This window comes from Paenibacillus ferrarius (genome assembly GCF_002027705.1).
GTDB lineage: Bacteria > Bacillota > Bacilli > Paenibacillales > NBRC-103111 > Paenibacillus_E > Paenibacillus_E ferrarius.
Map to the genome: position 1 here is coordinate 50858 of NZ_MBTG01000045.1, position 12679 is coordinate 63536.

Genomic DNA, 12679 nt, shown 5'->3' on the forward strand with positions numbered 1-12679 from the left:
TTTTTTGTGTCCAAATTTATGTGTTCCAGAGGAGATCGCCATGAAAGCTTATGATTTTATCGTCGTTGGTGCAGGACCTGCCGGTATTTTTGCTTGTTATGAGATGACGCTGCTTCACCCTCACGCTAAGATATTACTCGTAGACAAGGGCCATGATATTTATCATCGCAGTTGTCCGATCCTGGAAAGCAAAATCAAACTATGTCCTCCTCCTGCAGGCAAAAAGGACTTCTCCGGCTGCCTGCCCGCTTGTTCAATTACGGCTGGTTTTGGCGGTGCTGGCGCCTATAGTGACGGTAAATTTAACATTACGACAGAATTCGGTGGCTGGATGACCGACTACTTGGCGCCAAGCAAAGTTATCGACCTGATCCGTTACGTAGACGCTATTAATCTCCAGCATGGCGCAACCGAGAACATAACTGACCCTACAACAGAGGCTGTAAGAGATATTGAACAACGTTCTTATGCGGCTGGACTGAAGCTGCTCCGCGCTCAAGTTAGACATTTGGGAACCGAGCAGAATCTAATGATTCTTAAATCCATTTATGAATATTTGAAAACGCGCATCGATATGCAATTCAAAACGGAAGTTGAAGACATTATCACCATCAAACGAGAAGATAAACACCTTATTCAAGGGATTCGCCTGAAAGACGGCACAGAGCTTCACAGTGATCATGTCATGCTGGCCCCAGGTCGAGACGGTTCAGCTTGGTTGACACAAGTGCTCAAAAAGCGCCGATTGAAAATGTACAACAATCAAGTCGATGTTGGAGTCCGCGTAGAAACCTCAGATGTCGTCATGCGGGAAATTAATGAACACCTCTATGAAGGTAAATTTATTTATAATACGTCCGTGGGAACGCGCGTGCGGACATTCTGCAGCAACCCATCGGGTCATGTGGTCGTTGAGAATCACAGTGGAGTCATGGCTGCCAATGGGCACTCTTTCAAAGACCCGGCATTAGGATCGAACAACACGAATTTCGCGTTGCTTGTTTCTCATAAGTTCACCGAACCCTTCGATAAACCAAATGAGTATGCGCGTGAAATATGCAAACATGCGAATGATTTATCCAGCGGCGGTGTCATCGTTCAGAAATTCGGTGATATCATGCGTGGCCGCCGATCTACGGCAGATCGTATCCGCGAAGGCTTCCTTGAGCCTACTCTGTCCGAAGCCGTCCCAGGCGATCTTGGGCTTGTGCTTCCCTACAACACAATGAAAAGCTTGATTGAAATGATCCATGCGCTGGAGAAAGTTACACCAGGTATCGCCGCAGAACATACGCTTTTCTATGGTGTGGAAGCGAAATTCTATTCGGCTCGTCCTAAGCTGACAGAATGCTTCGAGACCGAAATTAAAGGACTATTTTGCGGAGGCGATGGCGCTGGAATTACACGAGGTCTGGCTCAAGCTGGAGCAGCAGGTGTATGGGTTGCACGCCATGTATGTGATCGTATAAATAGCTGATAGACAAATATTTCCGGGGAAATAAGAGGTTTTTCACCAAAAATTTCAAAAAAAAGAACAGATCTGTCTTACCCGAGTCAGGTCTGTTTTATGATTTTTACAACCTGAAAAAAGTCTTTTAATCTTCAATTAAATATGATAAAATGAAACCGTTATCAAATGTAAGCGTTATCATTTTTAAAAGGGGGATTTTAAAATGAATGTAGCGCTCGAAACTAGAAACAGTTATGAAGATTTTGTTCTTGAAAAAGATATTATGTACTTCCGCGTAGGCGAGCATGGACTTGTTTCTTTTCATGGCAAAAACTATCATATCAAAAAGCGGATGTCCACCGATCAAATTCATGAAATTACATCAAACAGCTCGTTTTTCAAAGTGAATACGGACTGCTATGTGAACACTAGAAAAATCATTCAGATTCAAGACGGCAAAGTTTTTTTCGAAGTGAAAGGCGCAGACTCCAAATTCGCCTCGATTACAAAGCTTCGTCAGCACCGCTTGAAAGAAATCATGCAGCAGCACAAACAAGAAACAGCTGCACCTGATACCATGAAATAGAACTTGCTGCGCTGCATGGTTGGAGCCTGCAAGCTGCATAGAGTAAGGAGCCCGCGAATGAATCGCGAGCTCCTTTTTGGTATAACCACTATGAAATTTTGGAAAGTGTTTCTTGTTGATGTTCGCGGATAAGAAAGCGGATGTACTCGACTGTTGTTTCTTTCACCTTTTTGGCTTCTTCCAAAGTCGCGAAGCTGTACTCAGCATGATCTGTGCTTTCGTACTTCTTCAGCTCTTCATAATTCATTCCAAGTGTGGAGAAATTATTAACCAGTTCGTAGGGAGTCTTATGATCCACATTTTTCACGAAAATATCTTTGGAAAAGAACGAGCCTTGTTTCTCCACTTTAAAAATGACTCGAAACGGCTTGTCTTTATCTGATACAAAGCACTTGATTACAACGTCGATTTCCATCGTTTTATAATCCACAGCGTTCATAGGTTCCTGCTTTGGTGTGCGCATCCATCTTTTCAAAAAGCCCAACACAAGATAACCTCCTTCATAAACGATATGAATATATCTCATATTGTAGCGGATACATACCCCATTTGACAATCCATATTTTGGTTATATGACTTCTATTGACTTTTTAACAGCCGTCTTCCTATACTTCCATATGATAATTAAGCACAAAACACCCGTTAGAACCCCACATCCGACGAATGCCCCATTAGCTCCATAGCGATCTGCCACATAGCCGGCAAATAAGCTTCCGATTGGTGTTGAGCCAGCAAATACAAGCGAATAAACGCTCATAACGCGCGCACGATACTCCTCTTTGGCGTGCATTTGAAGCGAAGAATTGCTGTTCGTCGCAAACATAATGTTGAAGAAGCCGGTTAGTGCAAGCAGCGCGCCGCAAGCCCATACGGAAGTGCTTAGTCCATTAAGAACGAGACAAACAGCCACAACTAAGCTTGCAATAATGCTCAGCTTAATCCTTGGTCCTTGCTTACTGCGGAAAGACATCGTGAGTGCTCCGGCAAATGAACCGATACCCAGACAAGACATCAGCGTCCCATAAGTGGTTTCCCCCAGGTGCAGAACATTTTTCGTAAAGACAGGAATTAGGACGTTAAAGTTGAATGCCAGCGTGCCAATTACAGTTACAAGCAGCACTGTCTGGGCCAGCAGCGGATCTCTGGCAATGTAGACGATGCCGTCTTTAATTTCCTTCATGATGCCGTCATTCGAGGTTTTCTTTCGCACGTAAGGTGCAGCTTGGATATGAAATAAGCCATAAAGCACAGCCAAAAAGCTGACTCCGTTGAGTAAAAAACACCAGCCCGCTCCAAGCAAAGCCATCATAACCGCGCCGATCGAAGGCCCCACAATTCTAGCCATATTGAATGTCGTCGAATTCAGCGCAATGGCGTTCATCAGGTCTTCTTTTCCTACGATTTCTATATTAAAAGCCTGCCTTGTCGGCATATCCAGCGTATTATTCAAACCTAGCAATAACGCCAGCACTAGGATATAGCTGTATTTCACAGAATCTGTAAGCACCAGAATAGCTAATGTAAATGCAAGAATCATCGCAACTGTTTGCGTCACAAGAAGAATCTTCTTCTTCGGAAACTTATCTACAACGATACCTGCAAACAAGGAGAACAAAAGAATCGGAAGAAACTGGCATGCGGCAACAATTCCAAGCTTAAACGGCGAGCCTGTGAGCGTAAGAACAAGCCAGGACTGCCCGATATTTTGCATCCAGGTCCCGATCAGCGACACGCACTGCCCCAGCCAAAGGTAGCGATAATTGCGATGAGTCAACGCATGGAAATGGCGATCAATAAACTGTGAACCCGCGAGTTTCATATTCATGGCTCCACCGGCTCCTCTGCGAAACGGGCTGCATTATTGCCCATTTTCTCCAAAATAACTAAAGCCAACGTTTTCTCTTCTTCCGACAAGCCAAACGTCAAGCGCTCTCGCCAATCCGTCAGTACCTTGCGAACGTCTTCCTTGATGAAATGAGCTTTCTCCGTTAGATGAACCTCGTTGCATCTTTTATCTTTTTCACTGACTGTGCGCGTTATATAGCCCTGCTCTTCTAGTTTTTTTAGCGCTTTTGCCGTAGTCCCTTTGTCAATTTTCAAATAATCCGCCAGCTCTTCCTGCGTGAGACCATCTTCCTTGTACAAGGCATTCAAGAAAATATGCTGTCCTCGGCCAATCTCATATTCCTTCAAATGCTCACCGATATACATCTGCCCATACCGATACAGCAGTGAAATCCACCGCGGAATGGAATTTCGTGTATCTATCATCCTCTTCCTCCTGTCTTTTGGATAACATCCAGCTTCCGAATCGTTGCACTTGCCACTAATTTATCATACGTGGAATTGGTTGCACTTGCAACCGATAATTGATAGGGCGATAGCCATTTTTTCGCCTGCTCGGGCGGCCCGTTTCTCTTCTCGTTGCGGACAGCCATCCGCAGGCTCACAGCAAACCAAAAAGACCGATCCCCCCAGCAGCAGTAGCTGCCGGAGCCATCGGTCTAAGCTCTTCAGATCTTATAGGAACTTGATGCAAACCGGGCGCGGCACCGCCGCGGTTTGTCCGGTTTCACGCAGCATACCGGTTTCTGCGTCAATCGCGAACACGGTAATGCTGTTCGAGTTCTGATTCGCCGCGAGGAGATAATCCCCCTGCGGCGACAAGGCGAAGTTCCGCGGCGTCTGCCCAAGCGTCGCCTGCCAGCCCACGACCGACAGCGTTCCGCCCAGTCGGTCCACGGCATAAACCGCGATGCTATCGTGTCCGCGATTTGAGGCATAAAGGAAGCGGCCATCTCCGGAGAGATGGATGTCCGCGCACGTGCTCTCGCCGCCGAAGTCATCCGGCAGCGTCGAGATGTTTTGCAGCGCGGTCAGTGTTCCCGCGTCTGCGTCAAAGCCCAGCACCGTCACCGTGCTGTCCAGCTCATTGATCGCGTACACGTACCGGCTGTCCGCGCTGTAGACCACGTGCCGCGGGCCGGCGCCTGGCTTCATCGCCGCTTCGCCATGCGGCAGCAGCAAGCTGCGCTCCGCGTCAAGCTGACTAACGACCAGCCGATCGAGGCCAAGATCGGCTGAGATCACATACCGATTGTTCGGAGCTGGAACAATCGAGTGGGCATGCGGTGCCTCTTGGCGATCCGCTTGCGGTCCAAGATCGCCCTCATGTTTCAAGACTTGCGTATGTACACCCAGTGCGCCCCCCGCTTCAATTGGATATACGGCCACATTGCCGCTTGAGTAATTAGCTACCAGAACCGTACGGTTCGTCTGGTCCAAGCTAATGTAGCAAGGGGCTGCACCGTCCGTTGGCTGCTGATTGATTTTGGTCAATTGGCCTGTTCCCGCTTCAATGGCATACGCCGCGGCTGATCCGCCGAAACTGCCATTATACGTTTCCGTTTCGCTCACGGCATATAACACAGTGCGAGCCTCATTCAGCGCCAAGAAGGAAGCATTGGGAAGATCATTATACGACGCTGCCAATGTCAGTTCTCCCTGTTCAGGATGAAACGCATACAAGCGAATTCCTTCTAGATTTTGCTCATCTGTATAAGAACCCACGTAACATAATAATTGCTTTGTTTCAAAAGCCGCCATTCACAACCAGCCTCCATGCATATTCATTTATATTCTTTATGTGACTTGCCGTCCTGCTGCCATTTTCACATCTTATTTTTCTTATTTTGTATCGTCATCTTGCGCCATAGCGCCATTAAGCCCATGGCAATGATTGAGCCATATAAAGCCATCTCCATATCATGGTGCGTATCCCATGGATCTCCCTGCGTACCAAGGAACAAGGTTCCGATCTCAGGAGCCACCAGAAGCGCTACCCACATCTCAATAAGCTCATAAAAAGCACCCAATGCCAACACGATAACACAGGTTATAACATAAAGCCATCTGCGGCTAAGATTTGTCCATACTGACATGGCTTCACGAATCGGATAGGCCATCAGCAGCCCGAAGCTGAAATGAACCAAACGATCATAGGAGTCTCGTTCCGTATGAAAAAGGAGCTTCATCCAGACATCAACCACATTCTCATTATAGGAATAATGCGCTCCAACCGTATGCAGGACCAGAAATATCCCGATAAAGGCGTAGGATAAATTCGAAAAGGAAAACAGCCTGTACGTGCTCACCAATCCAATCAGCGCAGCCCAAATCAGCAAATTTTCCAGAACCCAATCAAACCTGCTGTATGGAGAAACCGCCATCCAAATCCAGATCCCCGCATACGCCAAGATCATTGCCTGCAAAAGCCGATTCGAAGTAAATGATCTTTTCTCGATATCACGACTTTCTTCCATTGCTCTCATGGCTTTATCCCCCTTGTAGTAGCTATACACTCAGGGTACATCGCCTTCGCTTTTTCCAAAAGTACTACATTTATGTAGTACTGAATACATCATATTTGACTTCCGAGAAGTTATGAAGCATCTGCTCTTCAAGCGCAGTATTCCCGCTCCGTTTATCAATAACCTTGCGCCAAATTTCATTCTCGCGATATTGCTTGCCATCCTTCTCCAGAAAACGATGATTTCTTTCCTCCATATGATAGGCATACGGCAGCAATTCATCACTGTGAACGGAGCCTTTCAAATGCTCATCTGTGAGCCATAATCGAAACTGAAACGTTGTCTTGGTTGGATTATAGATGCGCAGGTCGACATAGTTGTAAAAGACGCTCGCTCCGCTCCCGAAAGGCAGAACCCTGTGATCATCCGGAAACGGATCAAAGCTATGATGATGCCGTTCAACCACATGCAAAGGGGTATGCAAAGCCATCCAAAACAGCAAATTGCCAAGTTGGCAAATCCCGCCCCCGACACCACGCTTAACCCCGCCTTGCGAAAGCAGAAGGCCCTCGATGTAGCCTTTAGCCGACGTCGCCTTCCCAACTAGCTTCCAGAAAGAGAACGTCTCTCCCGGCCGAATCAGAATGCCGTCCATACAAGCAACACTAAGACGTAAATTCGTAATTTTGTTTTCTTGTAAAATAGGATCGGAAGTGCCAAGCTTTCTGCGCAGCAATGATTGGTGTTTTTTGCACGAATAGGGAAGCGTGTGAGCGGCCCTATGCTTGGCGTACGTAAGAGAAGGATTCAAATTCTTGAAGTGACGCAGCAGCCTTAATTGCCCAATCCGCAACCGATAAAGAACAGGAAACCTACGCAATAACATTTGCCTCATCCTCGGACACCTTCCTTTTTCAATCAAAAATGGAGGGATAAAACGATTCCTCTATTCAGATGCTTCTTCCATAGATTTAGTTCAACGAATAGGCAATTATTTTTCTACGGTTAAAGGGTGTAGATGATCGGTGTAATCCCGCTGCCTTCATAGACTTGCGCAATGTTCTGACGATAACTATCCATGTCAGATAACGTCGCAAGCCAGAAGGTATGCGGGGCTTCTTCGGATGCCAACGCTTTATCTCTTGCCTGTTCCAATGACGTATATTGAAAGGGGCCCCAAGGCATAGCATGCCGTCCTACTACCGGATCAATCCAATAGGGGATCTGGAGTCCGTGAAACCATGCCAATTTCAGCGCCTGCTCGGCAAAAGAACCAGTGCCATATAGATAAATGGCCTTGTGTCCTGCTTCTTTCATCTTTTGAATCGCGCTAAACAGCATTCCCTGACTGCCAAATCCGTCCTGCAGCCGCAAATAGTAATGATACAAATAAAATGGATACTTCCGAGTTGCTACGCCCTGAGGCCAGTTCACGTTCAAAATTGAAGGTGCATAATTGCAGCTGTTCAAGAACGATTCGGCTCCCTGCTGGAACCATTTTTCAGCCATATCTTCACAAATCGGCGCTATATATTCGGTACCGAAATTATCCTGGTGCGTCAAGTCGCCGAGTATTCTTGCTTCCAGAGGCATTGGCATGTCCAGAACGCGGTGAAGCGGTTTGCTCCACTCTTCAGGCTGCAAGGAAGAACGCAATAGATGGCCTCTTTTCAAATTCAGCAAATAAGCATAGTAGCCCTGAAAAGCGATGGCACCTCGTTGACAAGCACCTTTCCGCCTCAGCTCATTTTCCGACCGTTTCAAAATAGCCGTGACCGGATGAATCTTCCCGGATTCATCTTTGGCATAACGAAGGGTAGAACCAAAGTCCCCCATCATCAGCTCCTCCACAAAAGCAGGCGTTCTCGCAATCCGCTTGGCCTGAGCAGTACCGTCGCTGCCGGCGCGCAGCATATAACGGATATCCATCCCCTTGAAACTTAATTCATCCAGTCGGTTTGCGGCGCCTACCGCAAGTAGATGTGTCATTTGCGGCTGCATGCCCGCAAGTCTGACGATTTTCTCCAACGAAGTCTGTATCGTGCCATGAAAGCCTATATCTATCGTGACCAATTGTTCTGGTGAACCAAATTCCTGCTTCAGATAGCTGACCAAAAGCTCTCTATGCCGCTGAATCGAAGAATCAATCTTCCGCTGAATAGGCTCACTCCGCAAGAAATTAGCAAGCTGATCATAGATCGTGTCGCCACTTTCTCCCTTAATCTGCTTGCAAGCCTCAATCTTCTGCTGCACAAAAGGGGCAAAATGCGTGCTTTCCTCACCAATCCCGAGAACTTCAAATAACTCGCCTACTCCTAATCCATGAATCCCCACTAAATTAGCCAGCTCAATCTCTCCAAAGCTCGCCATTCCGGCCAAAAGGGTCGCTTGTCTGGACACATAAATCGGCTTCACTTGCAGCGGAATTCCTCTTAGCTGAGCGGCATTTTCCAGCATCGGGGCTAACAAATAAGCTTCCCTCATAAGCGGATGGACACAATTGATTCCTTCAGCTGCACAAATATCCAAAACCCAGTCGCATAGAGATTGTAAAAAAGGGCCAATTACACTTGCTCCGATGCTATAGAACTGGTGCTCCTGCTCCGTCGCTGCGTCTATCTTATCAGAGGCTTCCGCCAGCTTGCGCAGTGACTTCCATGCTGGAAGAACGTCGCCATGACGAACATATTCCCAGTGCTGCAAGCTTTCAAAATGCTCTGGAATGACGTTATAATGAATCGCCCTGATCCCCGCCTTCGCAGCTCCATCAATATCCGCCGCCACGTTATCGCCAATATGCAGAATACGGCGACTCTCCATGTGCGGATAAATCTCTTTCAATCGCGCGAATAAATGTCCGGATGACTTGCCCTCCTTCTCTTCCGAGGAAACAAGTATCGTGTCCACAGCGGCGAGATCAAGACCTGCAGCATTCAGGATGTATCGCAGCTGGTCTGCCGATAAGTACATATCAGATAACAAGGCAACCGGAATTTCCGCGTTTTGACAAGCCGTTAACAACGATGCCACATGCGGATTCACATAGCAGACTTCGGCTTCCGTTTCTACTTCGATAAGCGCGATCCGCGCCTTGTCACAGGAGCCTTCCGGCATTTGGGCATAAATGAGCTCTAGTGTAACTTCGCCGAATCCTGTTCGTGCAAGCTGCTTTTGGCGAGCTTCGTGCTCTGCAAGAATTCGCATTGCTTTAAAAGCTTCAGCTGTAATCGAAGCCTGCAAACATCCTTGAAGGTGTGCTTTGCCAGCAACTTGAACAAACACATCCGCCGGATTCGCACAAGTCCGAAACAACAGCGTATCAAAAATATCCAAGCTGAGCAGCGCAATGTCCGCGATATCGAAGGCGGAGCCACCTAGACAACGGTCTTTTTTCCATAATTGAAGATCAGTCGAGCGAATGGGTGCAAACGGAACTTGCAGCATCAGGTGCCTCCTTCACGGATTCATTTGAGTAATAGGACTAACTTGAGGTAAGCTTAATCTATGATAAAACGGAGGTGCGCTTATTTATGTCAGACCAACCCTTGGTGTCCATCATTATTCCAACGTATAATCGTAGGATCGAGCTGGCTGAGCTCGCAGAATCATTATACCGCCAAACCTACACAAATTTACAAATCATCGTCGTGAACGATTGCGGACCTTCGGTTGATTTCATTCAGGACTTGTATCCTGAACTGGCCATTCAGATCATTGATATGCCTGAGAACTTAAAACATGTTCATGCCCGTAATCGCGGCCTGCTGGAAGTGAAAGGCGACTATATCATGCTTTGCGATGATGATGACTTGCTGCTCCCTATTCATATTGAGCGTATGCTGCAAGAGATTCAGGGCTTCGATCTTGTCTACCCGGATGTCGAAATTTTCCATTATGATTATGAAAATAATACGCGGTTAATCACGGATCGTTTCGTCTTTGCCTATGAATATGATGTGGCGGCGATGCGTAGATTCTCAACTTTCTTCTCCTCCGGCTGTCTATTCCGCCCTGAGGTTATCGATGCTTTGGGACCTTTTGACACGGACGTTTTCCATTACTGGGATTGGGATTTCTTCCTGCGGACCGCTGAGCAGTTCCGTGTGAAACGGGCGCCGATTGCCAGTGCGCTTTATGCTTTTGCGCAGCAAGGAGACAGCAATATGTCCGGTCAATTAGACAATATGCGTCCTTATTTGGACATGCTGTCAGAGAAGCATCAGCTTGGTGAGCTGCCAACCAAAAATTTCTTTCTCCTGCTAGAAGAACCGGAAGTCAAAGCGCGGCAAGCTTCAACAGAACTTATTTGGGACGGCCAACCGATTCGTTCTCGCCTAGCCAAATAAGCCTTTGACATACAAGCTGCGAAACTCGCTGGGTGTCATGCCTTCATGCTCTTGGAAACGCTGATTGAAATAGCTTGCACTCGCATAACCCGCTTCATTGGCGATTTCTTTGATGGACAAATGCTCTTTCTCAATCAAACGCTGCTTCGCGAATTGAATGCGGCATAGTGTAATGAAGGAGAGCGGCGTCATCGACATCGCTTTGCGAAACAATTTGCAGAAATAATATGTGCTTACGCCTGTGAGCTCCGCCCATTCCTCCAGAGTGAACGGTTCGCAGGCTTTTTGCTGCATACTGGGCAGGATCGCCAGGATGCGATCTACGGAATCCCCCCCGCGATTCCCGGTCAAAGGAGCGGCATAGCTCATGAATTCGCTCAAAATCTTGTAGGTTAACGTAGACAAATTCGTTGATCGAAGAATCCCCATGGTCTCCGCTTCCAGCAGCAGCTCGTGGAACGCCTCCTCAAGCTCATTCATTCTCTTTAACGACCAAAGCACCCGAAAAAAGCCTTTTTCCAATAAAAATTCTTTGAGATAGCTCCCATAAAAGTGGACAAACCGCACAGCCCAAGGATCTTCCTTCGATGCGTAATACTTTTGTTCCTGAAACGGAAAAAACAGAAAGGCATCGCCTTTTTGCAGGACGTGCTGTTCACCGTCAATTTCCACGTAACCTTTGCCTGACAAAACAAAATGAATGCTGAAGGACTCGCACAGCCCCTCAGGTCGATAAACCGTATGCGTCTGCAAATCATAATACCAGCCTACGGATTCCGGGAAAATAAAGTAAGACGATTGCTGCAATTTGGGCAGCATGACTTGTCTTTGCATCCTTCATGCCTCCTCATCTGAGAACAATATTCCGATAGTCTGAGCAATATATTATCATATTCATTTTAAATAACTCGTTTTATAATAACAATATACCGCTATTAAATTATTTTCACTAAAGGAGATACGCCGTCATGACAAAGCTTCGTTGGGGAATTCTGGGGTGTGCCAATATTGCAATAAGAGCATGCATCCCTGGAATTAAACAGTCTCAAACAGGAATTGTAAGCGCTATTGCCAGCCGCAGTTTGCAGAAGTCGCAAGAGAAAGCTGCCGAACTCGACATTCCTACAGCCTACGGCAGTTACGAAGAATTAATTGAAGATCCGAATATTGATGCCATCTACATACCCTTGCCGAACCATCTGCATAAAGAATGGACCATTCGCGCGATGCAGGCAGGCAAGCATGTGCTTTGCGAGAAACCGGCTGCCCTGACTGCCGAACAAGTGCAAGAAATGGTAACCGCTAGTGAACAAGCAGGTGTCCAGTTTGCTGAAGCTTTCATGTATCGGCACCACCCTCGTTACGAGCGAATCCAAGAAATTATTGCCTCTGGGGAGATTGGTGACATTCGAGGCATTCATGGCGCTTTTACATTCAGCAATCCCGGCGACAGCAAAAATGTCCGCTACGTTCGCGAATGGGGCGGCGGTTCTGTCTATGACGTTGGATGCTACCCGCTTAGCGCAGCCAGAATGATTCTGGGCAGAGAGCCTGAAGCTGTAACGACTCATGCTTTCTTCTCTCCGGAGCACGATGATGTCGATATGATGATGTCCGGTTTAGTTGAATTCAGCGGCAATGTCGCTTTAACTTTTGACTGCGGCATGTGGGCAGGATTCCGCAACACGCTAGAAATCGTAGGCGCCGTCGGCCGCATTGAAGTTCCTTCTGCTTTCGTGACGCCAACGGAGGAATCCGGGAATTTCATCGTGCATGTCGGCAATGAACGCCGGGTAGAAACGGTTCCCTTCCTGAATCAATATGCCCTGCAGGCGGATGACTTGGCTTATGCCGCTTGGGGTGAGAAACCGGCGCGTTTCCCTGCAAGCGATGCGATCAGCAATATGAAAGTAATTGACGCTTGTCTGAAATCAGCCAGAGAGCGTTCGCGGGTTGTCCTTTAACAATCATAATAGAAAGCGTGGAG

The 12679-nt window shown here is 47.2% G+C and carries 13 protein-coding genes; 4 read left to right on the plus strand and 9 right to left on the minus strand.

Features of this window, described 5'->3' with window-relative positions; all coding sequences use genetic code 11:
• Positions 1–40: 40 nt before the first annotated feature.
• Positions 41–1477, plus strand: coding sequence for an NAD(P)/FAD-dependent oxidoreductase (locus tag BC351_RS32510; RefSeq protein ID WP_079418889.1), 1437 nt, complete (start codon positions 41–43; stop codon positions 1475–1477).
• A gap of 196 nt (positions 1478–1673) precedes the next feature.
• Complete coding sequence (locus BC351_RS32515; protein ID WP_079418891.1) at positions 1674–2036, plus strand: LytTR family transcriptional regulator DNA-binding domain-containing protein; 363 nt, start codon at positions 1674–1676, stop codon at positions 2034–2036.
• Between the two features lie 88 nt (positions 2037–2124).
• On the opposite strand, the gene BC351_RS32520 is transcribed toward BC351_RS32515, so the two are convergent.
• The 8 genes from BC351_RS32520 to BC351_RS32550 all read right to left on the minus strand — a co-directional run bounded on the left by BC351_RS32520 (position 2125) and on the right by BC351_RS32550 (position 9790).
• Positions 2125–2523 (minus strand): hypothetical protein, encoded by a 399-nt coding sequence (locus tag BC351_RS32520; protein ID WP_079418893.1) that lies wholly within the window; start codon positions 2521–2523, stop codon positions 2125–2127.
• A gap of 81 nt (positions 2524–2604) precedes the next feature.
• Positions 2605–3861 carry an MFS transporter gene (locus tag BC351_RS32525; protein ID WP_079418895.1) on the minus strand — a complete coding sequence of 419 codons (1257 nt, stop codon included), beginning with the start codon at positions 3859–3861 and terminating at the stop codon, positions 2605–2607.
• Positions 3858–4307 carry a MarR family winged helix-turn-helix transcriptional regulator gene (locus BC351_RS32530; protein ID WP_079418897.1) on the minus strand — a complete coding sequence of 150 codons (450 nt, stop codon included), beginning with the start codon at positions 4305–4307 and terminating at the stop codon, positions 3858–3860. The genes BC351_RS32525 and BC351_RS32530 overlap by 4 nt, the downstream gene beginning before the upstream one ends.
• Positions 4304–4474, minus strand: a complete 171-nt coding sequence (locus tag BC351_RS42520; RefSeq protein WP_158082310.1) for a hypothetical protein — start codon at positions 4472–4474, stop codon at positions 4304–4306. Before BC351_RS42520 ends, BC351_RS32530 begins: the two co-directional genes overlap by 4 nt.
• Positions 4475–4556: 82 nt before the next feature.
• On the minus strand, positions 4557–5642 hold the full coding sequence (locus tag BC351_RS32535) for a lactonase family protein (protein ID WP_079418899.1): 1086 nt from the start codon (positions 5640–5642) through the stop codon (positions 4557–4559).
• 65 nt (positions 5643–5707) lie between these two features.
• Complete coding sequence (locus BC351_RS32540) at positions 5708–6367, minus strand: DUF2238 domain-containing protein (protein WP_244209250.1); 660 nt, start codon at positions 6365–6367, stop codon at positions 5708–5710.
• Between the two features lie 70 nt (positions 6368–6437).
• Positions 6438–7232, minus strand: a complete 795-nt coding sequence (locus tag BC351_RS32545) for a VanW family protein (protein WP_244209251.1) — start codon at positions 7230–7232, stop codon at positions 6438–6440.
• A gap of 119 nt (positions 7233–7351) precedes the next feature.
• Complete coding sequence (locus BC351_RS32550; protein WP_079418903.1) at positions 7352–9790, minus strand: HAD family hydrolase; 2439 nt, start codon at positions 9788–9790, stop codon at positions 7352–7354.
• 86 nt (positions 9791–9876) lie between these two features.
• Between BC351_RS32550 and BC351_RS32555 the strand changes: the two genes are divergently transcribed.
• Positions 9877–10692: a glycosyltransferase family 2 protein gene (locus tag BC351_RS32555; protein ID WP_079418905.1), complete on the plus strand. Its 816-nt coding sequence runs from the start codon at positions 9877–9879 to the stop codon at positions 10690–10692.
• Here the strand turns inward: BC351_RS32555 and BC351_RS32560 are convergent.
• Entirely contained in the window at positions 10681–11526 is an 846-nt protein-coding gene (locus BC351_RS32560; RefSeq protein WP_079418907.1) for a helix-turn-helix transcriptional regulator, read from the minus strand. The genes BC351_RS32555 and BC351_RS32560 overlap by 12 nt on opposite strands.
• A gap of 134 nt (positions 11527–11660) precedes the next feature.
• Here BC351_RS32560 and BC351_RS32565 point away from each other — a divergent pair, with 134 nt between their 5' ends.
• On the plus strand, positions 11661–12656 hold the full coding sequence (locus tag BC351_RS32565) for a Gfo/Idh/MocA family protein (RefSeq protein WP_079418909.1): 996 nt from the start codon (positions 11661–11663) through the stop codon (positions 12654–12656).
• Positions 12657–12679: the final 23 nt, after the last annotated feature.